Genomic DNA, 23,504 nt, shown 5'->3' with positions numbered 1-23,504 from the left:
AAAACTGGTAGTTGGCAAATGAACTATTCCCGATTTGAGGGCGGAATGAGCACGATCAAGCAAGCCCTGGCAATCATCAAACGCGGCTGCGATGAATTGCTGATCGAAGAAGAGCTGGAGCAGAAGCTCAAGACCGGCAAACCTTTGCGGGTCAAGGCGGGCTTTGATCCCACCGCGCCGGATTTGCATCTGGGGCACACGGTGCTCCTCAACAAGCTGCGCCAGTTGCAGGACCTCGGGCACCACGCGCTGTTTCTGATCGGCGATTTTACCGGCATGATCGGCGATCCCACCGGCAAGAACGCGACCCGACCGCCGCTTTCGCGCGGGGGAATCGCTCAAAACGCCAAGACCTATTCTGCGCAGGTGTTCAAAATCCTCAAGCGCGAGCAAACCGAAGTGGTGTTCAACTCGAGCTGGATGGACAAGCTCAAGGCCGCCGACATGGTCAAGCTCGCGGCGACGTATACGGTGGCGCGCATGCTTGAGCGCGACGATTTTGCGAAGCGTTACAAAGCCAACCAGGCCATTGCCATCCACGAATTCCTTTATCCGCTGGTGCAGGGCTACGATTCGGTGGCGCTGAAGGCGGATCTGGAATTGGGCGGCACCGACCAGAAGTTCAACCTGCTGATGGGGCGCGAACTGCAAAAGCACTTCGGGCAGCCGCCGCAATGCATTCTCACCATGCCGCTCCTAGAGGGACTCGACGGCGTCAACAAGATGTCGAAATCCCTGGGCAACACTGTCGGCATCACCGAGCCGCCGCGGGAAATTTTCGGCAAACTAATGTCGATCTCCGATGAGCTCATGTGGCGTTACATCGAGTTGCTCTCGTTCGAGCCGTTCGAAGCCGTCGCGCGCTGGAAAAAGGAAGTCAGGGAAGGCCGCAACCCGCGCGATATCAAGGTGATCTTCGCCCAGGAAATCGTGGCGCGCTTCCACGGCAAAAAAGCGGCGCAGGATGCGCTCGCCGATTTCGAGGCGCGCTTCAAGCAGGGAGCCATTCCCGATGATGTTCCCGAAACCCGGCTGCACGCCGGAAGCGGCGGGATGCCAATCGTGCAAATCCTGAAACAGACGGGTCTCACCGCCAGTACTTCCGAAGCGCTGCGCCTGATCGAGCAGGGCGGGGTGAAACTCAATGGCGAAAAAGTGGCCGACAAATCGCTTAATCTCCACCAAGGCGAAACCGCGGTGCTGCAAGTGGGCAAACGCAAATTCGCCCGAGTCACTCTAACCTGAAGCGCATTCTTTGCCCGCTGTCCCGCCAGGGCATTCATGAAACCCTTGACCTTTGCCGTGTTACGCTTGCTTGCCGACGGCGAGTTCCATTCCGGCGAGGATTTGGCGCGCGGGCTTGGCATGTCGCGCGCGAGCGTCTGGAACGCATTAAAGGAAGCGGATCAGTTGGGCGTGGCGCTATACAAAATCCGTGGGCGCGGCTATCGCCTGGCACAGCCCCCGCAATGGCTGGATCAAGAAAAAATAGCGGCTGCGCTGGGCGCGCAGGCAAACAGATTCAGCCTGGAAATCATCGACCACACCGATTCCACCAACACGCTGCTGCTGCAAAAAGCCGCGCGGGGCGCGCCGAAGGGCAGCGTGGTGGCGGCGGAATGGCAGACTCACGGCCGCGGCAGGCGCGGGCGCAGCTGGCACATGAACCTGGGCGGCGGGCTGACTTTTTCCGTGCTGTGGCGTTTTGAACAAGGCGCGGGTTTTCTTTCGGGTTTGAGCCTCGCCGTGGGGGTGGCGCTGGCGCGGGCGCTGAAGTCCATGGGCGTGGAAGAAATCGCGTTGAAATGGCCGAATGATGTTCTACATCATTACCGGAAGCTTGCCGGCATTCTCATCGAAGTGCAGGGTGATGTGCTGGGGCCGAGCCTTGCGGTTATCGGCATCGGCATAAACTTGAGGCTTTCCGAAACGGCGAGGAGCAGCATTGACCAGGCGGTGACGGATGTTTATTCCACAACCCGGATTGCGCCCGACAGCAATCGGGTATTGGGAAGCGTGCTTGCGCATCTGGCGCAAGTGCTGGATTTTTTCGAGGCGCGGGGATTTGCCGGGGTGCGCGAAGAGTGGTCAAGCCTGCACGCCTATCATCGCAAGAACGTGCTGGTCATGTTGCCTGATGGCGGCGTCGAGGAAGGCAAGGTGATAGGCGTTGACGACAATGGCTCGCTGCTGCTTTTGGCTGGCGGCGGCGAGCGCCGCTATAACAGCGGCGAAATCAGCCTGCGGGGAAAACGAGCCGCATGATACTCGCAATCGACGCTGGTAACAGCCGCATCAAATGGGGTTGGCACGATGGCCGCGCCTGGCTTAAATCGGGCGCTGCCGCGCATACGGAAATCCTGAGCCTGCGCAAGGCCTGGCAAGCGCTGCCTCCGCCCCAAACCGTCGTGATTGCCAATGTCGCCGGAGAAAAAATCCGTTCGCTGCTGGAACCGGTCCTGTCGGGTTTCAACGCCAAAACACACTGGATTGAATCGCGTGCCGTTCAGTGCGGCGTGCGCAATGGTTACGAGGCACCTGCGCAATTGGGCGCTGACCGCTGGGCGGCCGCCATTGCTGCGTGGCACCTGTGCCGGCAAGCCTGCATTATCGTCAATGCCGGCACGGCGGTGACTGTCGACGCCTTGTCTCATGACGGCGTATTTTTGGGCGGGTTGATTCTTCCCGGGACTTCGCTGATGCGGGAAGCTTTGGCGCAGAACACCGCGCTCAACTTTCCGCGCGGGCGGTTCCGCAGGTTCCCGGCCAATACCGCGGACGCGATTGAGAGCGGCATCCTGCAGGCGCTTTTAGGCGCAGTGGAGCGCATGGGCGCGGCATTGGGCGATGCAGCTTCGTGCTTGTTAAGCGGCGGCGCAGCACTTGAGCTCGCCCCGCATCTTAACCCGCCGCCCAAGGTGGTGGATAATCTAGTACTGGAAGGTTTGGTCCTCATCGCCGGGGAGCTCGATAAAAAATGAAATGGCTGTTTTACCTGTTGCTGGTCGCCAATATCCTCATTTTTACCTACGTCCGGTTGGGCGCAGGCAATGGCGACGCGCAGTCGGCGCACCAGTCGTTCAATGCCGACAAGATCAAGCTGCTCCGGGAAGTGCCGGCCGCGCCGGCTTTGAAGCCCGTCGCGAAGCTGGAAACGGCGATTACCACGATGGCAGCCAAGCCCGCCGTTTGCTTGGAATGGGGAAGCTTTGCCGGCGAGGAACAGGCGCGCGCACAGCAGGCGCTGGAGCAACTGCAGCTGGGAGAAAAACTGGGAAGCCGCAGCGTGGAAGAAGGCGCCACCTACTGGGTGTATATCCCGCCGTTAAAGACCAGAAAGGACGCGGAGAAAAAAATCGCCGAGCTGAAAGCACGCGGCGTGACCGAATATTTCCTGGTGCAGGACGGCCCATCGAAGAACGCCATTTCACTCAATATATTCAAAAATGAGGAATTAGCCAAAAACTACCTCGCCAATTTGCAGACCAAGGGGGTGCTCACGGCCATTATCAGCGAACGCACCCATGCCACGAAGCGCATCCTGTTTCAGATTAGCGATGCGGGCGAGCAGGTCGCAATCAAGCTCGGCGAGTTGCAGCGCGATTTTCCGGGAAGCGAAGTCAGGACTGTCGAATGCCCCAGGCTCGAAGCGGCTGCAGCGGCACGCTAGTTCTAAGGGAAGAGTTTTCCCGGGTTGAGAATATTGTTGGGATCGAACACGCGCTTGATGCTTTTCATCAGCGCGAGCGTCGCCGCATCGATTTCCTTCGCCACGAACGCACGCTTTTCGCTGCCCACGCCATGCTCGCCGGAAAGCGTGCCGTTGAGGCTCAGCACCAGGTCAAAGACTTCGTTCAGGCAGGTTTCGGCACGCCGCATTTGCTCGCGGTCTCCCGGTTCGACCAAAAGGTTCACATGGATGTTGCCGTTGCCGGCGTGGCCGAAATTGACGTTGGCGACTTGATATTTTGTGCTTAGCAGTGATAGACCCTGCAGCAATTCCGGCAATCGGGAAACCGGCACTACAATATCCTCGTTGATTTTCTTCGGCGCGATGTTGCGCAAAAGCGGCGCCAGCGCCTTGCGCGCCGCCCATAATGACGAAGTATCGTTCACGGCCTGCGCTTTAAGCAGGCCGGAGTTTTGGCAAGCCGGCAGCAGGGCTTCCCGCGCCGCGGCGGTTTCCTGCACCGAGCCGTCCACTTCTATCATCAGCATGGCGCGAGTGTCATCCGGCACCAGTTGTGGATGATGCGCGCGAATCAGCTCGAGCGAGCCCGCGTCGAGAAACTCCAGGGCGCTGGGTACCTGCGGCTGCGCCATGATGGCGGTAATCGCCTGCGCGCAGCTTGCGGCATCGCGGTAGTGAGCGGTGAGACCGCCGGTGGCCTGCGGCAGCGGCGTGAGCTTGAGCGTCGCTTCGGTGATGACGGCGAGCGTGCCTTCGGAACCGATGATGAGCCGGGTGAGGTCGTAGCCCACCACGCCCTTGGTGGTGTAGCAGCCGGTTTTGATGATTTCTCCGGTGCCGGTCACCGCCTTGAGGCCGAGCACGTGATCGCGGGTGGTACCGTATTTCACCGCGTGCGGCCCGCCGGCGCCGGTGGCGAGATTGCCGCCCACGCTGCAATAGGCGGCGCTGGAAGGATCCGGCGGCCAGAAGAAACCGTGCGCTTTGACTGCATCCTGCACTTCCTGATTCAGCACGCCGGGCTCAACCACAATGACGCGATTTGCCGGGTCGAGGGAAAGAATGCGGCGCATGCGTTCCAGCGACAGCGCGACCCCCCCTTTTTCCGGCAGGCTGCCGCCGGCGGTGCCGGTGCCGCGCCCGCGCGCCGTCACCGGGATTTTATGTTGATTGCAGAGTTGAATGATTTCCCGGACCTGCGCCGTCTCGCTGGGAAAAGCCACTGCCTCGGGCGGGAAAATCTTACGCGTGTTGTCGTAGGAATAGGCGTAGCAATCCACCGGGTCGGTGTAAAGGCTTTCCGCGGGAAGCAGCGCCTTCAGGCGGCGCAGGAATTCGTCGGGGAGCATCCGGTCTGCCAGCTCAGGAGTCAAGAGAAAATTATAGCAACCACGACAGTGTTTGACCGCCGGAAACGCCCCGCGAAGGTATTATTTTTTGGCATATCTTTTGAAAGGAAAAGGATTTATACTTCGCCTGGCGGAAACCGTAAGGGGGGCTTATGCTGCTTGCTGCGTTCTATGTTTTGGCAATTACGCTGGTTATCCTGCATTACACCGGCTGGCTCGCCAAGCATAACCTGGAATGGTTTCTCTATGTTCTGGCGCTTAGCGTTTTTCCCGCCGTGATTTATCTTTAACCGCGGACGGCCGGCTGCCGCGGATTTTTTCAAGCACAGCGGTAGTGGAAGTTTGGTAGAGAAAAGAAATTGAATGAACTTTCCCGCCCCAGCCTGAAACTTCCCTCGCCCCGACGATATTTTCGGCTTTCCAGTCCCCGCCTTTTACCAGCACATCCGGCTTGCACGCGCGTATCAGCTCGAGCGGTGTGTCTTCATCGAACCAGGTGACCAGGTTTACCGATTCCAGCGCCGCCAGCACCGCCATGCGCTCATGCAGCGTGTTGACCGGGCGTTCGGCTCCTTTGCTCAGGCGTTTTACCGAGGCGTCGGAATTGACGCCGACCACAAGGCCTGCGCCCAAAGCGCGCGCCTGGGCGAGGTAGGTGACATGGCCGCGATGCAGAAGATCGAAGCAGCCGTTGGTGAACACCAGTGGCCGCGGCAGAAGCTTGAGTCGTGAAGCGAGCAACTTAGGCTCGCAAATCTTCTTTTCAAAATCAGGAGCGGGATACATGGCTTAGGGCGTTTTTGGAGCTCTAAGTGTATCATGCCTCTCTGGCGAATTCCTTGCGGCAACGGTTGAGTTCCTGCACCGTGTTGAAGGTCTGGTTAAACAGGATCAAAAGGTTGCGCAAGATCGCGCCCACCGTCTTCCCGTTCCTTCGGCCGCGTTAACTATCACCGCGGCGATTACTGGGACGCAGCAGAAGAGCTGTATGAAAAACTGCTGCTCATTGGCAGCCTGATGCGCTGGCTTAAACGACAGGCGGGCTAGTCGGTATATTCGAATACCTTGACCACTTTTTCCACACCGCTGGTGGTGCTGGCGATGTCGGCGGCGTCGGCCGCTTCCTTGTGATTCACAATGCCCATGAGATATACCACCTTGTTTTCCGTCACTACCTTGACCCAGTTCGGCTGGAATTTTCTCGCTTCAATATACCGCGTTTTCACCTTGGAGGTAATCAGGGTATCATTGCTGCGCGAGCCGAAAGAAGCGGGTTCGCCCACGACAAGTTCGTTGGTGACGTTGCGCACGTTCGGAACTTCCCTGGCGATTTTTTCGGCGCCGGCCTTGACCTCATCGGAAGGCACTTCGCCGGTAATCAGCACGTTGCGGTTGTAGCTCGTGACATTGAGGTGGAGTTTGTCGCGCTGGCTGTTGTATTTTTCGATAATGCGTCCGCCCACCTTGAATTCGAGGCTTTCGTCTTCGAACATCGCGGGGTTGGTGCGGCGGTCTTCGGCGACCAGCACGCCGCCGCCGGCGGCGGTGGCGATTACCGCAACACAGCCTTGCAAAGCGGGAATAATCAAAACCAGAGAAATAAATGGTAAGTAGCGCATCATTCAACTCCCATGAGTAAACAATCGATCGCATCGCACAGGCAATGCAAGGTTAAAAGGTGAACTTCCTGAATGCGCGCCGTGTTGTTGGCCGGCACGCAGACATGGATGTCGTCGGATCTAAGTATTTCCGCCACCTGGCCTCCGGATTTTCCGGTGAGGGCGACCACGTGCATCTGCCGCTCGTGCGCGGCGCGCACCGCTTCAATCACGTTGCGTGAATTGCCGGAGGTGGAGATGGCGAGCAGGATGTCGTTGGCCTGCCCCAGCGCCAGTACCTGCTTGGAGAACACCAGGTCGTAGCTGTAATCATTGGCAATCGAGGTGAGCGTGGAGGTATCAGTGGTCAGCGCCAGGGCGGCCAGCCCCGGCCGCTCCATTTCGAAGCGGTTCAGCATTTCCGCCGCGAAGTGCTGCGCATCCGCCGCCGAACCGCCGTTGCCGCAACTCAGGATTTTCCCGTCGTGCATGAGACATTGCGCCATGCGCTCCGCCGCACTGGCAATCGGCGCCGCCAACGCGTCCATCGCCTGAAGTTTCAAGTGGGCGCTGTCGGAGAAGTGGCCGTTGATTCTGGCGATTAAATCCATTTATTTTCCGTTATCGGCAAGTTTCAAAGTCCGAAACAGCGTCTATTGTGCGGCATATCACGGTTATTCTTCAAATGCGTTTTTAATCCATTCGATCTCGCGCCCGCCGGTCCCGCTCAACAGGACCGCATCGAAACGGCAGGCCGGGGGCGTTTTCAGCGACGACAAGTAATGCCGCGCTGCCTTGACCAGCCGCGCCTGCTTTTGCGCCGTAATGCTCGCCGCGGCGCCACCGAAATTCTGGCTCTTGCGCAGCCTGACTTCGGCAAACACCAGCGTGTCACCATCGCGCATTATCAGATCGATTTCGCCGAAGCGGCAGCGGTAATTGGTTTCAAGAAGCTTGAGACCTTGTTTTTGCAGAAAGGTTGCGGCATGTTTTTCCGCCGCGACACCCTCAGCGCTTCGGTTCATAGAGGACGACCGCCTGGCCTTGATAGAACATGGCGGGGAGGAGTTCGCGCACGAATTGATTCTCGGCGTTCAAGGTGATTTGTCCCGTTACTCCGTCGAGAGTATAACCCAGGCCCGGGCGTGCATTGAGCAGATCCTGCGTGATGCGGTAAGCATCAATCCCCAGTGCGTAGAGGCGCTCGAGGTCCACAATCACCGGACTATTCGGGCGCGGGTAAATCATGACGGCCGGATGGTCGGATTGCAAAACCCAGGGCATGTCCACGAAGCGGATGCCGTTCAAATCGAAATTGAGCGGCCCCTGGGTGTTGCCGCTGAAAATCTGTGACGTGGCGTAGATATTGGCGTTGGCGTCAAGATACGGTCGCACCAGCCGCGCGCGTCTGGCGTCCAGCGCCAGAAAAATCGTATCCGCCCCGCTGATGGTCACGGCCTGCCTGAGTGTTTGCAGGCCTCCCGGGTCGCTGATATACACCAATTGCCGCAGGATCACGCCGCCAAGTTTTTGCCACGCATCGGCGAAAGCTTGCTGCATGCGTTGGCTTAATGGCGTATCAGTGGTGATGATAAGCGCCTTGCGCCGGCCTTCCTGAGCGGCGAGCGACGCAGCCTGCTGCGCTTCATTTTCCACATGCAGACTGAGGGTGAACAGATTTGCGGGCAGCGCCGTGAAGTCATCGGGAAGATTGAGGGCAAGCGTGGGCACGCGCACCATGCCGCTTCTGGCCAGCGCGGACACGCCGTCGCGCGTGAGCGGCCCTACCACGACTTGCGCTCCCGCCGCCAGCGCCAGCTGGTAGGCGGAGAGAATTTCATCGATTTGCTCGGTGGTCGCGTAGGTTTTGATGGGCAGCGTCGTATTGCCCTGATGGCCGGCGGCGGCGAGAAAACCCTGGCGCGTAAGCTCCGCGGCATTGCCGAACCCTTCGGATTTGAGCGGCAGAATCAGCGCGATGTGCGGCTTGGGCGGATTGGTCTGGAGATTGGCTTCCGGTTTTGCCGCGGTCGCGGCTTGTGCCGGCAGCGGCCTGGCTGCGACCGGGGGTGCAATGCTTTGCGCGCGGGTGGCAAAGGTGACGGTGGCACCGTATAGTAGCGCCAACAGCGTCAGCAGAAAGGCCGGGAAACGTTGCATCGAGGACAAAATGACAAAGGGGAGCCCCTATTATATGTAGTCGCCACCCCGATTGGAAATTTGCAGGACATCAGCCTGCGCGCGCTGGACGTGCTGAAGCGGGTCGACGTGGTGGCGGCCGAAGATACGCGCAACACTTCGCGCCTGCTCAAACGTTTTGCGATTGCCGTGAAGCTCATCGCGCTTCATCAGCACAATGAGAAAAGCGCGGCGGCCAGGATCGTTGCGCTTTTGCGATCGGGTAAATCCGTGGCGGTGGTGAGCGATGCCGGGACGCCGGCAATCAGCGATCCCGGAGCGCTGGTGGTGGAGCGAGTGCGACTCGCGGGTTTTCGCGTGGTGCCCGTGCCGGGTGCGAATGCCGCCGTCACCGCGCTTTCCGCAGCGGGGCTCGAATCGCCGCATTTCCTGTTCTACGGGTTCCTGCCGAGCAAACCTTCTGCGCGTTTGCGAGTGTTGCAGAATATCAAAACGCTGCCCTATACGCTGGTGTTTTATGAGGCGCCGCATCGCATCATTGAATGTGTAAGCGACATGCAACAGGCATTGGGCGGCGAGCGGCGTGTCGTCATCGCGCGCGAGCTTACCAAGCTCTTCGAGACCATCCACAGCTGTACGCTTGGCGAGGCGGCAGAGTGGCTCAACGCTGACCCAAACCGGCTCAAAGGCGAATTCGTGCTTTTGGTTTCCGGCGTCGAGCTTGTTCCTGCCAGTACAAATACCACGGGCGCAGAGCGGATCTTGAAGCTATTGCTTGCCGAATTGCCGCTCAAGCAGGCAGTGAAGCTCACCGCCGAAATCAGTGGCGCAAACAAAAAAACACTCTACGCACATGCGCTGCGAATTAAGGGCGCAGCCAAGCAGGTATAATGGCGCGAAGATGGCCTTGCAAAAAATAACCATCACCCGCCCCGACGACTGGCACGTGCATTTGCGCGATGGCGCACAAATGCGTGCGGTGCTTGCCGATACCGCGCGGCGTTTCGGGCGTGCTATTGTCATGCCCAACCTCAAGCCGCCGGTCACCACGACTAAGGCTGCGCTGGCGTATCGCAAGCGGATTCTCACCGCGTTGCCCAAGGGCGTAAAGTTTGAGCCGCTGATGACCTTGTATCTCACCGACAAAACCTCTCCGCAGCAAATCATCAAGGCCGGACACAGCAGCATCGTTCATGCCGCGAAATATTATCCTGCCGGAGCCACTACGCATTCCGATGCGGGTGTGACCGATATCAATAAATGTTCTGCCGCGCTGGAGGAGATGCAAAAGCAGGATCTGCCGTTGTTGGTACATGGCGAAGTAGTGGATTCCGAGGTGGACGTGTTTGACCGCGAGAGGGTTTTTATCGAGCGCGTGCTGACGCCGCTGCTCCTGCGCTTTCCAAAATTGCGCATTGTGTTCGAGCACATCACGACTCGCGAAGCGGTCGAGTTTGTCAGAAGCACTCCCGCGAATATCGGAGCCACGATCACCGCCCACCATTTGCTTTTAAACCGCGGCGGAATCTTTTCCGGCGGCATCCGCCCGCATCACTATTGCCTGCCGGTGTTAAAGCGTGAAACCCACCGTCTTGCGCTGGTTGAAGCCGCAATCGGCGGCAGCCCGAAATTTTTTCTCGGCACCGACAGTGCCCCGCATGCCCAAAGCGCCAAGGAATCCGCCTGTGGTTGCGCGGGAATCTACACCGCGCATACGGCGATCGAGCTTTATGCGGAAGTGTTTGAGCAGGCGAACGCTCTCGACAAACTGGAAGGGTTCGCCAGTTTCCACGGCGCGGATTTTTACCGGCTGCCGCGAAACACCGGCACGATTACGCTGGTAAAACGAGAGTGGCGTATACCTAAAACACTGCGCTTCGGCAGACAAACGCTAGTCCCGCTGCGCGCAGGTGAAAAAATGACTTGGAAAATGCTATAGGCCAACCTATCCGTACCCACAGTAATGTCCTAAATTTCTTCCTGTAACCTCTGCAGCATAGATCGATGATTATCACTGGATGTTTTAATGCAATACCTTATAAAAATATTTAGACTTAATATAAATAATTAATATAATCCAATTTCAAGTCATGGCAAGGAATCGGGGCTCATTTCTATCAACGCGGTATTGCTTAATTATTGAAGACAGACTATGGAAGGCAAAAAATCAGGGACGACATTCCAAGAGTTCCGGAGCTTTGGACGGACATCAGCCAAATTAAAGACGCTGTCGCTGTGTAAAAATCAAAGCCCCGCCTCAGCGGGGCTTTTCCTTTTCGGTTTGGAGAGTCACACGCCTGCGGCGCAATCAGGACTCTGTCCACTTTGAGTTTATGGAAATGCAGGTATCGTCGGTTCCACACCTCCCGGCGCCGCTTCAGGATGGCGTCTTTCAACGAGTTGACGAATCTGCTCCACCTTGCGCGCGGGTACATCCACCATCATCAGGATTTTGCCTTCCTCGACGTCCTTGGCGAAAATCAAGAGCTTCGAATTCGGCACTGCGCTTGCAACCAAGCTCGACACCCAGGCGCCGAGCAGCGCGCCTATCAGCGCGGTGAACAGGATGGTCACGAGTTGCAGGGTAATTCCCTCCGGCGGCGACATCACGGCGATGACGCCGAGCACCGCGCCGCCGACGCCGCCCAGGATTAATCCCAGTTCCGCGCCGTGCACGATGTCGGTCTTTTGCAAGACGTTGGCTTCATGGAGATCCCCCAGCGGCGTACCGCGCCGGGCGAGGAAGTAGATGTGGCGTTCTTCAATGCGCGCCAGCAAGAGATCATCCATGGTCTGCCGGGCGCTAGCGAGGTCGGGCAGCACGAAATACAGTCTTCGCCTCATTTCAACCTCCTTTCAATCAGAAGGCAATGCCCAAGACTTGTGTGGTTGGAGCGCTTTAGACGGACGGAAGTTGCAGACTCGAGAGCTCCTTAATTTGGCTTTAGTCCACACCAGAGTACAAGTCAAGTGCTACAATTAATCCCTAGAGAAGCTGGCCAGACAGTCGCTATGCACTTCTGTGTATAGAGGAAAGTCCGGGCTCCAGAGAGCAGGATGCCGGCTAACCGCCGGACGCCGTGAGGCGATGAACAGGGCCACAGAGACGAGTCGCAGTAGACGCGCAAACACGCGCACCGCTGTGGGTGAAACGCGGTAACCTCCATCCGGAGCAAGACCAAGTAGGCAAGCGTTGACGTTGCTCGCCGAGCTTGCGGGTAGGTCGCTTGAGCGTGTGAGCAATCGCACGCCCAGAGGAATGGCTGTCATGGGGTGCAAGCCCTAAACAGAACCCGGCTTATCGGCCAGCTTCTTTACCTTCCATTTCTTTACCTTCCATGTTACGCGCGCAAAAGTTTTTCTTGCGCTGCAATGCCATTAGGCTGTTCCCCAGTCTTTTTAAAGCCCTATCCCGTTATTTTTAAAAGAATAATTTACGCTGTTGCAGGCGTCGTCGTCATAATGAGACTTAAGTCTTTGTCACAAATAAAGAAAAGTCCCGTTTTAGGCTTGACCCGCTGATTTTTTTTATCTATAGTGGGGGTTAGTGGTAAAAAGTGGGAAAAATTTCCCAACTAAAAAGGGGACAGCGCTTGTTTCGCGGCGTAGCACAACTCAGTCTTGATAACAAAGGACGGCTCGCGATTCCCACCAAATACCGGGAGGGACTGGCTACGCGCGGCAACGGGCGTTTGGTGATTACCGCCGATCCGGATGCGTGCCTGCTCCTCTACGCCCAGCCCGACTGGGAACCCATCCAGCAAAAACTCAACAGCCTTTCCAGTTTCAATCCCAAGCTCAGGAATCTGCAGCGCGTCATCGTGGGTTATGCCGAAGACATCGAAATGGATGGAACGGGGCGCATCCTGATTTCACCATCGCTCAGGGAATTCGCCGCGCTCGACAAGCGCGTGGTGCTGGTAGGCCAGGGCATGAAATTCGAATTATGGGACGCGAAGAAATGGAACGAGCAGCGCAATCTGGCGCAATCGTTCCGCAACCAGCCGTTGCCGCCGGAGCTGGAAGGATTTTCGCTGTAAGCGTGAGCTCACAGCACGCAATCGTTCTGTTGAACGAGGCAGTTGAAGCGTTGAAGGTGCGGCCAAACGGCGTGTACGTGGATTGCACGTTCGGGCGCGGCGGCCACAGCCGCCTGTTGTTGGAGAAGCTGGGGAAAAACGGCCGTCTGGTCGCGCTGGATAAGGACCCGGCGGCGGTTGAGGCGGCGCGCACGCTGAAAGATGCACGTTTTTGCATATTGCATCGGCGCTTTGGTGCGCTGCGCGAGGCGCTGTACGAGCTGGGCGTCAAGCGTACGGACGGTGTGCTGATGGATTTGGGCGTGTCTTCACCGCAGCTAGAAGACGCGGCACGGGGTTTCAGCTTTCGGCGCGACGGGCCGCTTGATATGCGCATGGACGTAAGCCGCGGCGAAACGGCGGCGGAGTGGCTTGAGCGGGCGAATGAAGAGGAGATCGGGGAGGTCATAAAAAAATATGGCGAAGAACGGTTTGCTAAACAGATTGCAAGAGCGATTGTTGCGGCTCGAAAGGCAGGACCTGTTGACACCACACGGCAACTTGCCCAGATCGTGGCAGCGGCCGTGCGCACGCGCGAGCCAAACCAGGACCCGGCGACGCGCACGTTTCAGGCTTTACGGATTTACCTCAATCAGGAGCTTGAGGAATTGTCGCTAGTGCTGCCGCAAACGATGGACGCGCTCAAGCCCGGCGGACGGCTGGTGGTAATCAGCTTCCACTCGCTGGAAGACCGGATGGTGAAGCGCTTTATGCGCGATGAGACGCGCGCGGACGATTTGCCGGCCAGGTTGCCGCTGCGGGCGAGCGAGATGCGCAGGCCGAAATTGCGTGTGATCGGCAAGGCTGTGCGGCCGGGCGCGCGAGAAATCGCGGCCAATCCGCGTGCACGAAGCGCAGTGATGCGGGTGGCGGAACGTACCGAGGAGGTATGAGAAAAAAGCGGGCGAGATGCAGGTGTGACTTACGAACGATCAAGGGTATGCCATGACGCGGCTCAACCTGATTTTGGTGCTGATTTTGATTGGCTGCGCGCTGGGTGTTGTGACCTCACAGCATAGGGCGCGCAAGCTGTTTGTGGAACTGCAGAAAGAACAGGAATGGGCACAGCAGCTGGAAGTGGAATGGGGGCAATTGCAGCTCGAGCAAAGCACCTGGGCGACGCAGGCGCGCATCGAAAGAATCGCGGGGAAAAGCCTGCAAATGCGTGTGCCCGACGCCGCGCGCACCCAGCTGGTGACCCCGCTAGTGGAGAAAGCGCATGAATAGTCGTGTCAATCCCGCGCTCACGCTGCGGCTGCCGGTGTGGCGCTCGCGGGTGGTGCTGCTCGCGCTCCTGCTGTGGTTTATCGGGCTGGGGGCGCGCGCCGTGTATCTGCAGGGTATGCACAACGATTTCCTGCAGCAGAAGGGCGATGCGCGCTACAGCCGAGTGATTGAAATCAGCGCGCACCGCGGCATGATTACCGATAGGAACGGCGAGCCGTTCGCCATCAGCACGCCGGTGGAATCGGTGTGGGCGAGCCCCGCCGACTTGGAAATCACTCCGGAGAAACAGAAGCAGCTCGCCGGTCTTTTGGAATTGGACAAGGTGGAAGTGGGCAAGCGGTTCAAGGAGAGCAACAAGGAGTTTGTCTACCTTAAACGGCAGATTTCTCCGGAACTTGCAGCCAGGGTGGTGCAACTCGGCATACCCGGAGTATTTTTGCAGCGCGAATACCGTCGCTATTATCCGGCGGGCGAAGTGATGGCGCATCTTTTAGGCTTCACCGGCATGGACGACAACGGCCAGGAAGGCCTGGAACTCGCCTACCAGGATTGGCTTGCCGGCAAACCCGGCAGCCGGCGCGTCATCAAGGACCGCCTCGGACGCATCGTCGAGGACGTGGAGAGTATCAGTGTGCCACAGGAAGGGCGCACGCTCACTTTGAGCATCGACAGCAAGATCCAGTATCTCGCCTATCGCGAACTCAAGCAGGCAGTGGAAGCAAACCACGCCAAGGCCGGCGGCATCGTGGTGCTGGATGCGAAGAGCGGCGAAGTGCTGGCGCTCGCCAATGTGCCTTCGTACAACCCCAACAACCGCACCAGGCTCAATCTTCAGCGCACGCGCAACCGCGCAATTACTGATTTGTTTGAGCCCGGCTCCACATTGAAACCCTTTACCATCGCCGCGGCGCTGGAAAGCGGGCGGTACACGCCGGAGAGCGTGATCGAAATCGCACCGGGACAATTTTCAGTCGGCAACGCCACCATTCACGACACGCACCGCGAAGCGGCGCTCACAGTGGCGCAAATCATCCAGAAATCCAGCAACATCGGTGCGGCGAAAATTGCGCTCTCGCTCAGTTCGCATACGCTGTGGAACCTGTTCAGCCGCGTCGGCTTTGGCGTGGTCCCGCATTCCGGCTTTCCAGGCGAGGTATCCGGAAAACTCCGACCTTACAAAAGCTGGCGGCCGATTGAGCAGGCGACCATGTCTTACGGCCATGGCATTTCAGTGAGTTTGTTGCAGCTTGCGCGCGCCTACACCGTGTTCGCCGCTGACGGCGAATTGAAATCGCTATCGTTGACGAAACTCGATGCGCCGCAAAGCGGCAGCCAGGTGATTTCACCCGCCACCGCGCGTGCGGTGCGGGACATGCTGGAAATGGTGGTGGAGCCCGGCGGCACGGCGCCGCGTGCGCAAATTGCGGGTTACCGAGTCGCCGGCAAGACCGGCACCGCGCACAAGCTGGAAAATGGCAGCTACGCGGCCGATCGTTATGTGTCCTCGTTTGTCGGCATGGCACCGGCATCCGACCCGCGTCTTATTGTAGCGGTGATGCTGGATGAGCCTTCCGCCGGCCAATACTACGGCGGCAGAGTGGCGGCGCCGGTGTTCAGCCAGGTAATGGCAGGGAGCTTGCGCATACTGGGAGTCGCGCCCGATGCGCCGACCAATAACGTAGTGCTGCCTGCCGATTTTCCCGAAATCAAGGAAGAAGTATGACCAGAAGATCTGCAAGCAGAAAAGTCGCAGCAAAACCAGGCGTACCGCGTTTTGACGCGCGAGTGCTGAATCGCCTTGGCGTCAAAACGGAACGGCTGGCCACCGACAGCCGGCAAATCAAGCCCGGTGATACGTTCATCGCCTATCCCGGCGAAAAACTCGATGGCCGTAATTACATCCCGCAGGCGATTGCCGCGCGCGCCGGCGCCGTGCTGTGGGAAAAGCGTGATTTCAAATGGAACCCACAATGGAAAACCGCCAATCTGGGTGTGAACGGCTTGCGAGAAAAAGCCGGTGTCATCGCGAACCGGGTTTATGGCAAACCTTCGCACCAGCTGTGGGTGATAGGCGTGACCGGCACTAACGGCAAGACTTCATGCAGCCACTGGATTGCTCAGTGCCTGACTCGCTTGGGCAAGAAGACCGCGGTGGTGGGCACGCTCGGCAACGGTTTCCCCAGCCGGCTTGAGCCCACCGTCAATACCACGCCGGACGCGGTGCTGCTGCAGGAGCTTCTCGCCGGCTATGTGCAGTGCGGCGCGCAATGCGTGGTGATTGAAGTCTCCTCGCACAGCCTCACACAGGGACGGGTGAACGGCGTGGCGTTCGACGTCGCGGTGTTAACCAATCTCTCGCGCGACCATCTCGATTATCACGGCAGCATGCAAGCCTACGCTGCGGCCAAGGCGAAACTTTTCCACTGGCCCGGCTTGCGCTGCGCCATCGTCAATCTCGACGACCGTTTTGGGCGGGAACTGGCGCGGCAGCTCGAAAAACGCAGAGTCAAAGTGGTGGGTTATGGATTTGGCAAGGGCGATATCGCCGGGTACCGTCTGGACTTAGCGCGCCGCGGCTTGTCTCTGGAAATCAGGACGCGTTGGGGCGACGCGCGATTGCAAAGCCGGATGCTGGGTAAGTTCAACGCCGCCAATCTGCTGGCGGTATTGGGCGTGCTCCTGGTGAGCGGCGTTAAGCTCGAACCGGCCGCGCGTGTGCTGCAGGAAATAAAACCGCCTTCCGGTCGCCTGCAAATGGTGAATGATCAGCCTCTGGTGGTGGTGGATTACGCACACACCCCGGATGCGCTGAAAAAAGTCCTGCAAAGCCTGCGTTCTATTGCGCAGGAAAGCAACGGCAAGCTCGTCTGCGTGTTCGGCTGCGGCGGCGACCGCGACCGCGGCAAGCGTCCGCAGATGGGCAGGGTGGCGGTGAGCCTGGCCGATCAGGTGGTGGTGACCAGCGACAACCCGCGCAGCGAAGATCCGCTCGCCATCATCGCCGACATTGCGCGCGGCTGGCGGCTCGGATTTAAAGACCCGGAACGTGCGCCAGTGGTCGAGCCGGATCGTGCCAAAGCGATACGGCTCGCAATTAGCGGCGCAGCGGAAAACGATGTGGTGCTGATTGCCGGCAAAGGTCATGAGGATTACCAGGAGATTGGTGGCGAAAAAATGCCGTTCTCGGACGTACGGACGGCGCAGACAGTCTTGCAGGAAAGCGCCGGATGATGAGCCTGAGCGAGGCCGTACAGGGGATTGGAGCGCTGATGCGGGGAAACGATGTACGGTTCACTGCAGTAAGCACCGACAGCCGCAAAGCAGCGACCGGCGATTTGTTCGTCGCGCTGCGCGGCGAGCGCTTTGACGGCCACGATTACATCAACGCCGCGCGCAGACAAGGAGCCGTTGCGGTGATGGTGGATAAAGCGGAGCGCGCTGAAAACTGCCCCGCCCTGGTGGTGGAAGACACGCGGCAGGGATTGGTGGGACTCGCCGGTTACTGGCGCTCCAAATTCAATTTGCGGCTTGCCGCGATTACCGGCAGCAACGGCAAGACCACAGTGAAAGAAATGCTCGCTGCCATCTTGAGAAAACACGCCGGAGCGGACGCGGTGCTGGCGACGCAAGGCAATCTCAACAACGACATCGGCGTGCCGCTCACGCTGCTCAGACTGCGGCCACCGCACCGCTATGCGGTGGTGGAAATGGGGATGAACCGGCCCGGCGAAATCGCTAATCTCGCGCGAATCGCGAAACCGGATGTGGCGCTGGTCAACAACGCCGCGTCGGCGCACCTGCTGGGATTGGGTTCGGTGGAGGCGGTGGCGCGCGCCAAGGGCGAAATTTTCGAGGGACTGTCGGATAACGGGGTAGCGGTGATTAACGCCGATGATGCGCATGCAGATCTGTGGCGCCAGTTGTGCCAGGGCAGGCGCGTGCTGGACTTCGGTTTCGAGCATCCGGCAGCAATCAATGGGCGCTGCAAGCTGAAAAACGACAGCAGCGAAATCGCGCTGCAAACCGATGCCGGCGGAATTTGTCTGAAACTGCAAGTGCCGGGCCTGCACAATGCGCGCAACGCGCTGGCCGCCGCTGCTTGCGCGCGGGCTCTCGGGGTGCAGCGCGAAGCAATTGCCGCAGGGCTCGCGGAATTCGCCGGAATAAAAGGCCGGCAGCAGCGCAAGGCCGGAAAAAACGGCGCGGTGGTGATCGACGACTCCTACAACGCGAATCCGGATTCGGTTAAAGCGGCAATTGACATGCTCGCGGGTTTATCAGGCATTCGCGTCCTGGTGCTGGGCGACATGGGCGAGCTCGGGAAACAAGCGCCACAGTTCCATGCGCAAATCGGCGCGCAGGCGAAAGCCGCCGGCATCGATAGGTTGTACGCGCTGGGCGCGCTTTCCGCGGAAGCCGCGAAACAATTTGGCGAAGGAGCCGGACATTTTACGCAAATAAATGATTTGATTAGCGAGGTGGAAAAAAGGATGGCGCCGAATGTCACGGTGCTGGTGAAGGGTTCGCGCTTCATGCAGATGGAACGCGTGGTGGAGCGGATTGTTGCTGGCCAGGAGGCGGCGCGCTGATGCTGCTCGCTCTTGCACAGTGGCTGGCGCAGGACATCCGCACTTTCAATGTGTTCAATTACATCACCTTGCGCGCGGTGCTGGCGACGCTTACCGCGCTGCTGATTTCGTTTATGGTCGGCCCGGCCATGATCAGAAAGCTCGCCGTGTACAAAATCGGGCAGGCGGTGCGTGACAACGGCCCCAAGTCGCATCTGTCCAAAGCCGGCACGCCGACCATGGGCGGCGCGCTGATTCTGGTTTCCATCGGACTCACCACTTTGCTGTGGGCAGATTTGCGCAACCGCTTCGTGTGGGTGGTGCTGGTAGTGACCTTGGGTTTCGGTCTGATCGGCTGGGTGGATGATTACCGCAAGGTGGTGCGGCGCGATCCTAAGGGCCTGTCGCCGCGCACCAAATTTTTCTGGCAGTCGGTCATCGGTTTTGCGGCGGCGCTGTTTCTCGCCTTCAGCACCACGCTACCGGCGCAGACCACCTTTATCGTGCCGTTCTTCAAGCACGTGGTCTATCCGCTCGGAATTTTCGGCTTCGTCGGCATGACTTATTTTGTCATCGTGGGCTCGAGCAACGCGGTGAATCTCACCGACGGATTGGACGGCCTTGCCATTATGCCAACGGTCATGGTGGGCAGCGCGCTCGGCGTGTTCGCTTATGTCGCCGGCCACGCGGTGTTTTCCAAATATCTCGGTTTTCCCTACATACCCGGCGCGGGAGAGCTCACGGTATTTTGCGCGGCGCTGGCGGGCGCGGGCCTCGCTTTTCTGTGGTTCAACGCCTATCCGGCCGAGGTGTTCATGGGCGATGTCGGTGCACTCGCATTGGGCGCGGCGCTTGGCACTATCGCCGTCATCGTGCGCCAGGAAATCGTGCTGTTCATCATGGGCGGCGTGTTTGTGGTCGAGACACTGTCGGTGATGCTGCAAGTGGCGTCGTTCAGGCTTACTGGAAAACGTATTTTCCGCATGGCGCCCTTGCACCATCACTACGAATTGAAAGGATGGAAGGAGACGCAGGTAGTGGTCCGGTTTTGGATTATCACCATGATGCTGGTTCTGGTCGGGTTGTCGACGTTGAAGCTGAGATAAATGGAAATAGAACTTAAAGGCAAAAAGGCGCTGGTGGTGGGGCTGGGCGACACCGGGCTTTCGCTCGCGCGCTGGCTCACGCGCAAGGGCGCGGCCGTGCGCGTGGCCGACAGCCGCGAAACGCCGCCGCGCGCAGCGCAATTGAAAGCGGAACTGCCGCAGCTTGCGCTGGATACCGGACCGTTTCACGAGGAGAGTTTCCGCGACATTGACATGATTGCCCTAAGCCCCGGCGTTGCCCTCCGGGAGCCTCGGATTTCCGAGGCTCTTAACGCCGGGGTCTTTGTTTGCGGCGATGTGGAGCTGTTCGCGCAGGCGCTGAAGAAAATGCCGCTGACCAGGGTGCTGGCGATTACCGGCTCCAACGGCAAGAGCACGGTGACCAGCATGACAGGCGAAATGTGCCGCGCCGCCGGACTGAATACAGTGGTGGCAGGCAACATCGGCCTGCCGGTGCTGGATGCGCTCACCCAGGTGGAAAACGAAATGCAGCGGGGGAAAAAGCCGGACGTGTTCGTGCTGGAGTTGTCAAGCTTTCAATTGGAAACGACTTACGCCTTGGAGCCCAGCGCGGCGGCGGTGCTGAATCTGAGCGAGGATCACCTAGATCGTTACTCGAACATGAATGAATACGCGCAAGCCAAGCAGCGCATATTCGCGGGCGGCGGCGTGCAAGTGCTTAACCGCGACGATCGCCAGAGTTTCGCCATGGCGGGCAAGGAGCGCCGCGTTTTCAGCTTTGGCCTGGGCCGGCCGCTTAGAGAAATGGAATGGGGACTGCTCGAAGTGGCGGGTGAAAAATGGCTGGCGCAGGGCGAAACAAAGCTCATGCCGGTCAAGGAATTGCCGCTTACCGGTTTGCATAATGCGGCGAACGCGCTGGCCGCGCTCGCGCTGTGCCGAGCGATCGGTATCAAATATGCGCCGCTTCTGCATGCGCTGAAAAAATTCAGGGGACTGCCGCACCGCGTGCAGAAAATCGCCGATATCGGCGGCGTGGGGTTTTACGACGATTCCAAAGGCACCAATGTCGGCGCCACGGTGGCGGCGCTGAACGGCATGCAGCAAATAGTGGTGCTGATCGCCGGCGGCGATGGCAAGGGCCAGGATTTTTCGCCGCTTAAAACCGCCATCGCCGGGCATGCGCGCGCGTTGGTATTAATAGGCCGCGACGGTGAAAAAATCGCGCAAGCGGTCGCCGGTGGCAATGTGCCGATGCGGCGCGCGACCAGCATGCAGGAAGCGGTTGCCTTGAGTTTCAGTCTGGCGCAGCGGGGCGATGCGGTGCTGCTTTCGCCCGCATGCGCAAGCTTCGACATGTTTCGCAATTACGAGCACCGCGCCGAAGCGTTTGCTCAAGCCGTGCGCGAACTGCAAAAACAGCCGCGCGTGGGAGCGAACTGAATGTTCTATGCTGTACCCGCCGGCCGCGCGCCGCTACCCGCCTACGATCAGTCGCTGCTGTGGGCGACGCTGGCGCTGCTCGGGCTGGGACTGGTGATGGTGTATTCGGCCTCGATTGCCATTGCCGAAGCGGGGCGCTGGCAGCAGCCGGCGTATTTCCTGATTCGTCACACCGTGTTTCTGGGAATCAGCGTCGTGCTCGGCGCGATCGCGTTCCAATTTCCCATGCGTTTATGGCAGCGCGTCTCGCCCTGGCTGTTCGTGCTGGGCGCCGGCCTGCTCGTCCTGGTCCTCATTCCCGGCGTGGGACGCGAAGTGAGCGGCAGCCAGCGCTGGCTGCCGCTGGGGCTCGTCCACCTGCAGCCTTCCGAATTTATGAAGCTCATCGTAGTGATATACGCCGCGGATTACACCGTGCGCAAGGCGGCTTACATGCACAGCTTCCGCAAGGGTTTTCTGCCGATGCTGATGGTGATGCTGTTGATCGGCGGATTGCTCTTGCGCGAACCGGATTTCGGCGCGTTTGCGGTGATCACCACGATTGCCATGGCGATTCTGTTTTTGGGCGGCATGAACTGGCGGCTGTTCGCCCTGCTCATCGTGCTGCTGATGGTCGGCTTCCTGATCCTGATCTGGACTTCACCCTACCGCATGCAGCGCATCATCGGCTTTATGGATCCCTGGTCCGATCCGTTCGGCAAAGGCTATCAACTTTCGCACGCCCTGATCGCTTTCGGCCGCGGCGAATGGCTGGGAGTGGGCTTGGGCGGCAGCGTGGAAAAACTGTTTTATCTCCCGGAAGCGCACACCGATTTTCTGCTGGCGGTGGTTGCGGAAGAACTCGGATTTGCCGGCGTGGCGGCGGTGATTGCGCTTTTTACCTGGCTGGTGGCGCGCGCGTTTGCGATCGGCCGCCAGGCGGCGTATCTCGAGCGCTATTTTTCGGCGCTGGTGGCACAGGGCGTGGGCGTGTGGCTGGGCGTGCAGGCGGTCATCAACATCGGCGTCAACATGGGCGTGCTGCCGACCAAGGGTTTGACCCTGCCTTTGATGAGTTTCGGCGGCAGCGGCATCGCCGCGAACTGCATCGCGATCGCCTTGTTACTGAGGGTTGATTGGGAGAGCAGGCAGTTGAAGAAAGGGAAGCCTTTATAGATGGGCCGCACGATTTTGATTATGGCGGGAGGCACGGGCGGCCACGTGTTTCCCGGTTTGGCTGTGGCGGAGTATTTCAAAAAACAGGGATGGCGCGTGGTGTGGCTGGGAACGCGCGATGGCATGGAGGCGAAACTGGTGCCGCAACAAGGTTATGACATGGCGTGGGTGAACTTCTCCGGCGTGAGGGGCAAGGGCGTTTTGCGCCTGGTGTTGCTGCCGCTGCAGCTGATCATCGCTTTCTGGCAGAGCGCGCAGGCGATATTCAGGCATCGCCCTGAGGTGGTTTTGGGACTCGGCGGCTACACCGCTTTCCCCGGCGGCATGATGGCTGTGCTGTTGAACAAGCCGCTGGCGATACACGAACAGAATTCGATCGCGGGGTTGACCAACAAAGTGCTGGCGAAACTCGCCGACAAGGTGCTGGTGGCGTTTCCCGAGGCGTTCGGCGCGGCGGCACCGCGCAACCAAATCTGGACCGGTAACCCGGTGCGCGAAGCAATTGCGCAATTGGCGCCGCCGCAAGCGCGTTATGCCAATCGCAGCGGGCGGTTGCGCCTGATGGTGGTGGGTGGAAGCCTGGGCGCGCAGGCGTTGAATGAAAACGTGCCGCAGGCGCTCGCGCTCTTGCCAAAAGATGAGCGACCACTCGTTACTCACCAATCAGGCGCCCGGCATGTCGACGCGCTCAAGCAAGCGTACCGGCGTGCTGGCCTCGAGGCGCGCATCGAAGCGTTTATCGACAACGTGGCGCAGTGCTACGCCGAATCGGATTTGGTAATTTGCCGCGCCGGTGCGCTCACCATCGCCGAAATCGCCGCGGCGGGCCTCGCCAGCATTCTGGTTCCCTATCCGCACGCGGTGGATGACCATCAGACTCACAACGCGCGCTTTCTCGCCGATCAAGGCGCGGCAATATTGTTGCCGCAAACAGAATTGAACCCGAATTCGCTTGCCGATCTGATCAAAAGCTTGTCGCGGGGGAAACTGCTGGCCATGGCCAGCCGCGCCCGCGAACTCGGCAAGCCGGACGCCACCCGCAAGGTGGCGGAAATCTGCATGGAGCTTGCGCATGCGGCATAAAGTGAAACGCGTGCATTTCGTCGGCAGAGGCGGGGCATGCCAGAGCCACCCGGCGAGGGACCCGCATTGCGGGATCGACGGCAAGGCGATGGCTGCCTGCCGCCT

General features: G+C 59.2%; 24 protein-coding genes, 1 other RNA gene and 1 pseudogene. 19 read left to right on the top strand and 7 right to left on the bottom strand.

The features are described 5' to 3' along the window. The first annotated feature begins 18 nt into the window (after positions 1 to 18). From tyrS to VHE58_03680, 4 genes are read left to right on the top strand one after another with little or no spacing between them, the layout of a single operon-like run. On the top strand, positions 19 to 1,245 hold the full coding sequence (tyrS, locus tag VHE58_03695; GenBank protein HVS26386.1) for a tyrosine--tRNA ligase: 1,227 nt from the start codon (positions 19 to 21) through the stop codon (positions 1,243 to 1,245). A 36-nt stretch (positions 1,246 to 1,281) separates the two neighbouring features. After that, the gene (locus VHE58_03690) at positions 1,282 to 2,265 is read left to right on the top strand and encodes a biotin--[acetyl-CoA-carboxylase] ligase (protein HVS26385.1); all 984 of its coding nucleotides are present in this window, start codon (positions 1,282 to 1,284) and stop codon (positions 2,263 to 2,265) included. Next, the gene (locus VHE58_03685; GenBank protein ID HVS26384.1) at positions 2,262 to 2,981 is read left to right on the top strand and encodes a type III pantothenate kinase; all 720 of its coding nucleotides are present in this window, start codon (positions 2,262 to 2,264) and stop codon (positions 2,979 to 2,981) included. The genes VHE58_03690 and VHE58_03685 overlap by 4 nt, the downstream gene beginning before the upstream one ends. Continuing rightward, complete coding sequence (locus VHE58_03680; GenBank protein HVS26383.1) at positions 2,978 to 3,670, top strand: SPOR domain-containing protein; 693 nt, start codon at positions 2,978 to 2,980, stop codon at positions 3,668 to 3,670. The genes VHE58_03685 and VHE58_03680 overlap by 4 nt, the downstream gene beginning before the upstream one ends. 2 nt (positions 3,671 to 3,672) lie before the next feature. On the opposite strand, the gene VHE58_03675 is transcribed toward VHE58_03680, so the two are convergent. Continuing rightward, positions 3,673 to 5,064, bottom strand: a complete 1,392-nt coding sequence (locus VHE58_03675) for an FAD-linked oxidase C-terminal domain-containing protein (protein ID HVS26382.1) — start codon at positions 5,062 to 5,064, stop codon at positions 3,673 to 3,675. A gap of 128 nt (positions 5,065 to 5,192) precedes the next feature. Between VHE58_03675 and VHE58_03670 the strand changes: the two genes are divergently transcribed. Beyond that, positions 5,193 to 5,330, top strand: a complete 138-nt coding sequence (locus tag VHE58_03670) for a hypothetical protein (GenBank protein ID HVS26381.1) — start codon at positions 5,193 to 5,195, stop codon at positions 5,328 to 5,330. Here VHE58_03670 and rfaE2 read toward each other — a convergent pair. Then, positions 5,299 to 5,826 (bottom strand): D-glycero-beta-D-manno-heptose 1-phosphate adenylyltransferase, encoded by a 528-nt coding sequence (gene rfaE2 / locus VHE58_03665; GenBank protein ID HVS26380.1) that lies wholly within the window; start codon positions 5,824 to 5,826, stop codon positions 5,299 to 5,301. The genes VHE58_03670 and rfaE2 overlap by 32 nt on opposite strands. A 150-nt stretch (positions 5,827 to 5,976) precedes the next feature. On the opposite strand from rfaE2, the pseudogene VHE58_03660 reads away from it, so the two are divergent. Beyond that, positions 5,977 to 6,087, top strand: a pseudogene (locus VHE58_03660) (nuclear transport factor 2 family protein). Here VHE58_03660 and VHE58_03655 read toward each other — a convergent pair. From VHE58_03655 to VHE58_03640, 4 genes are all read right to left on the bottom strand, one after another. After that, the gene (locus VHE58_03655) at positions 6,084 to 6,662 is read right to left on the bottom strand and encodes a BON domain-containing protein (protein ID HVS26379.1); all 579 of its coding nucleotides are present in this window, start codon (positions 6,660 to 6,662) and stop codon (positions 6,084 to 6,086) included. The pseudogene VHE58_03660 and the gene VHE58_03655 sit on opposite strands and share 4 nt — an antisense overlap. Beyond that, a complete protein-coding gene (locus VHE58_03650) occupies positions 6,659 to 7,249 on the bottom strand; it encodes a phosphoheptose isomerase (GenBank protein ID HVS26378.1) in 591 nt (196 codons plus the stop codon). The genes VHE58_03655 and VHE58_03650 overlap by 4 nt, the downstream gene beginning before the upstream one ends. 63 nt (positions 7,250 to 7,312) lie before the next feature. Further along, positions 7,313 to 7,663, bottom strand: coding sequence for a YraN family protein (locus tag VHE58_03645; protein HVS26377.1), 351 nt, complete (start codon positions 7,661 to 7,663; stop codon positions 7,313 to 7,315). Further along, positions 7,647 to 8,798, bottom strand: a complete 1,152-nt coding sequence (locus VHE58_03640) for a penicillin-binding protein activator (protein HVS26376.1) — start codon at positions 8,796 to 8,798, stop codon at positions 7,647 to 7,649. Before VHE58_03640 ends, VHE58_03645 begins: the two co-directional genes overlap by 17 nt. A gap of 60 nt (positions 8,799 to 8,858) precedes the next feature. On the opposite strand from VHE58_03640, the gene rsmI reads away from it, so the two are divergent. Together rsmI and pyrC are read left to right on the top strand one after the other, a co-directional pair. Next, entirely contained in the window at positions 8,859 to 9,668 is an 810-nt protein-coding gene (gene rsmI, locus VHE58_03635; protein HVS26375.1) for a 16S rRNA (cytidine(1402)-2'-O)-methyltransferase, read from the top strand. Positions 9,669 to 9,678: 10 nt separating this feature from the next. Beyond that, positions 9,679 to 10,716: a dihydroorotase gene (pyrC, locus tag VHE58_03630; protein ID HVS26374.1), complete on the top strand. Its 1,038-nt coding sequence runs from the start codon at positions 9,679 to 9,681 to the stop codon at positions 10,714 to 10,716. Positions 10,717 to 11,108: 392 nt separating this feature from the next. Here the strand turns inward: pyrC and VHE58_03625 are convergent, their stop codons facing one another. After that, positions 11,109 to 11,621 (bottom strand): DUF1269 domain-containing protein, encoded by a 513-nt coding sequence (locus tag VHE58_03625; protein ID HVS26373.1) that lies wholly within the window; start codon positions 11,619 to 11,621, stop codon positions 11,109 to 11,111. A 147-nt stretch (positions 11,622 to 11,768) separates the two neighbouring features. Here VHE58_03625 and rnpB point away from each other — a divergent pair. The 11 genes from rnpB to murG all read left to right on the top strand — a co-directional run bounded on the left by rnpB (position 11,769) and on the right by murG (position 23,399). Beyond that, positions 11,769 to 12,094: RNase P RNA component class A (rnpB, locus tag VHE58_03620), an RNA gene on the top strand. Between the two features lie 276 nt (positions 12,095 to 12,370). Continuing rightward, complete coding sequence (mraZ, locus tag VHE58_03615) at positions 12,371 to 12,817, top strand: division/cell wall cluster transcriptional repressor MraZ (GenBank protein HVS26372.1); 447 nt, start codon at positions 12,371 to 12,373, stop codon at positions 12,815 to 12,817. 2 nt (positions 12,818 to 12,819) lie between these two features. Further along, positions 12,820 to 13,749 (top strand): 16S rRNA (cytosine(1402)-N(4))-methyltransferase RsmH, encoded by a 930-nt coding sequence (rsmH, locus tag VHE58_03610; protein HVS26371.1) that lies wholly within the window; start codon positions 12,820 to 12,822, stop codon positions 13,747 to 13,749. Between the two features lie 52 nt (positions 13,750 to 13,801). Further along, positions 13,802 to 14,083 carry a cell division protein FtsL gene (ftsL, locus tag VHE58_03605; GenBank protein ID HVS26370.1) on the top strand — a complete coding sequence of 94 codons (282 nt, stop codon included), beginning with the start codon at positions 13,802 to 13,804 and terminating at the stop codon, positions 14,081 to 14,083. After that, the gene (locus VHE58_03600) at positions 14,076 to 15,806 is read left to right on the top strand and encodes a penicillin-binding protein 2 (GenBank protein ID HVS26369.1); all 1,731 of its coding nucleotides are present in this window, start codon (positions 14,076 to 14,078) and stop codon (positions 15,804 to 15,806) included. Before ftsL ends, VHE58_03600 begins: the two co-directional genes overlap by 8 nt. Then, complete coding sequence (locus VHE58_03595; GenBank protein HVS26368.1) at positions 15,803 to 17,314, top strand: UDP-N-acetylmuramoyl-L-alanyl-D-glutamate--2,6-diaminopimelate ligase; 1,512 nt, start codon at positions 15,803 to 15,805, stop codon at positions 17,312 to 17,314. Before VHE58_03600 ends, VHE58_03595 begins: the two co-directional genes overlap by 4 nt. Then, on the top strand, positions 17,311 to 18,672 hold the full coding sequence (gene murF, locus VHE58_03590) for a UDP-N-acetylmuramoyl-tripeptide--D-alanyl-D-alanine ligase (protein ID HVS26367.1): 1,362 nt from the start codon (positions 17,311 to 17,313) through the stop codon (positions 18,670 to 18,672). Before VHE58_03595 ends, murF begins: the two co-directional genes overlap by 4 nt. Beyond that, the gene (gene mraY, locus VHE58_03585; protein ID HVS26366.1) at positions 18,672 to 19,757 is read left to right on the top strand and encodes a phospho-N-acetylmuramoyl-pentapeptide-transferase; all 1,086 of its coding nucleotides are present in this window, start codon (positions 18,672 to 18,674) and stop codon (positions 19,755 to 19,757) included. The genes murF and mraY overlap by 1 nt, the downstream gene beginning before the upstream one ends. Beyond that, entirely contained in the window at positions 19,758 to 21,161 is a 1,404-nt protein-coding gene (gene murD, locus VHE58_03580; GenBank protein ID HVS26365.1) for a UDP-N-acetylmuramoyl-L-alanine--D-glutamate ligase, read from the top strand. It begins immediately after the preceding gene. Beyond that, entirely contained in the window at positions 21,162 to 22,316 is a 1,155-nt protein-coding gene (gene ftsW / locus VHE58_03575) for a putative lipid II flippase FtsW (GenBank protein ID HVS26364.1), read from the top strand. Then, positions 22,317 to 23,399, top strand: a complete 1,083-nt coding sequence (murG, locus tag VHE58_03570; protein HVS26363.1) for an undecaprenyldiphospho-muramoylpentapeptide beta-N-acetylglucosaminyltransferase — start codon at positions 22,317 to 22,319, stop codon at positions 23,397 to 23,399. The last annotated feature ends 105 nt before the right edge of the window (positions 23,400 to 23,504 follow it).

The organism is Burkholderiales bacterium (genome assembly GCA_035543335.1).
Taxonomy (GTDB): Bacteria; Pseudomonadota; Gammaproteobacteria; order Burkholderiales; family JAHFRG01; genus JAHFRG01.
Note: the sequence above shows the minus strand (reverse complement) of the source record. Positions and strands in the feature narration are given on the sequence as shown.

What these genes read in the sequence shown, in the direction of transcription:
- murD (HVS26365.1), top strand. Translation starts at nt 19,758, where the DNA reads ATGGAAATAGAACTTAAAGGCAAAAAGGCGCTGGTGGTGGGGCTGGGC.
- VHE58_03680 (HVS26383.1), top strand. Translation starts at nt 2,978, where the DNA reads ATGAAATGGCTGTTTTACCTGTTGCTGGTCGCCAATATCCTCATTTTT.
- VHE58_03625 (HVS26373.1), bottom strand. Translation starts at nt 11,621, where the DNA reads ATGAGGCGAAGACTGTATTTCGTGCTGCCCGACCTCGCTAGCGCCCGG.
- ftsW (HVS26364.1), top strand. Translation starts at nt 21,162, where the DNA reads ATGTTCTATGCTGTACCCGCCGGCCGCGCGCCGCTACCCGCCTACGAT.
- ftsL (HVS26370.1), top strand. Translation starts at nt 13,802, where the DNA reads ATGACGCGGCTCAACCTGATTTTGGTGCTGATTTTGATTGGCTGCGCG.
- VHE58_03640 (HVS26376.1), bottom strand. Translation starts at nt 8,798, where the DNA reads ATGCAACGTTTCCCGGCCTTTCTGCTGACGCTGTTGGCGCTACTATAC.
- pyrC (HVS26374.1), top strand. Translation starts at nt 9,679, where the DNA reads ATGGCCTTGCAAAAAATAACCATCACCCGCCCCGACGACTGGCACGTG.
- VHE58_03670 (HVS26381.1), top strand. Translation starts at nt 5,193, where the DNA reads ATGCTGCTTGCTGCGTTCTATGTTTTGGCAATTACGCTGGTTATCCTG.
- VHE58_03650 (HVS26378.1), bottom strand. Translation starts at nt 7,249, where the DNA reads ATGGATTTAATCGCCAGAATCAACGGCCACTTCTCCGACAGCGCCCAC.
- murG (HVS26363.1), top strand. Translation starts at nt 22,317, where the DNA reads ATGGGCCGCACGATTTTGATTATGGCGGGAGGCACGGGCGGCCACGTG.
- VHE58_03685 (HVS26384.1), top strand. Translation starts at nt 2,262, where the DNA reads ATGATACTCGCAATCGACGCTGGTAACAGCCGCATCAAATGGGGTTGG.
- VHE58_03645 (HVS26377.1), bottom strand. Translation starts at nt 7,663, where the DNA reads ATGAACCGAAGCGCTGAGGGTGTCGCGGCGGAAAAACATGCCGCAACC.
- murF (HVS26367.1), top strand. Translation starts at nt 17,311, where the DNA reads ATGATGAGCCTGAGCGAGGCCGTACAGGGGATTGGAGCGCTGATGCGG.
- tyrS (HVS26386.1), top strand. Translation starts at nt 19, where the DNA reads ATGAACTATTCCCGATTTGAGGGCGGAATGAGCACGATCAAGCAAGCC.
- VHE58_03600 (HVS26369.1), top strand. Translation starts at nt 14,076, where the DNA reads ATGAATAGTCGTGTCAATCCCGCGCTCACGCTGCGGCTGCCGGTGTGG.
- mraY (HVS26366.1), top strand. Translation starts at nt 18,672, where the DNA reads ATGCTGCTCGCTCTTGCACAGTGGCTGGCGCAGGACATCCGCACTTTC.
- VHE58_03655 (HVS26379.1), bottom strand. Translation starts at nt 6,662, where the DNA reads ATGATGCGCTACTTACCATTTATTTCTCTGGTTTTGATTATTCCCGCT.
- rfaE2 (HVS26380.1), bottom strand. Translation starts at nt 5,826, where the DNA reads ATGTATCCCGCTCCTGATTTTGAAAAGAAGATTTGCGAGCCTAAGTTG.
- VHE58_03595 (HVS26368.1), top strand. Translation starts at nt 15,803, where the DNA reads ATGACCAGAAGATCTGCAAGCAGAAAAGTCGCAGCAAAACCAGGCGTA.
- VHE58_03690 (HVS26385.1), top strand. Translation starts at nt 1,282, where the DNA reads ATGAAACCCTTGACCTTTGCCGTGTTACGCTTGCTTGCCGACGGCGAG.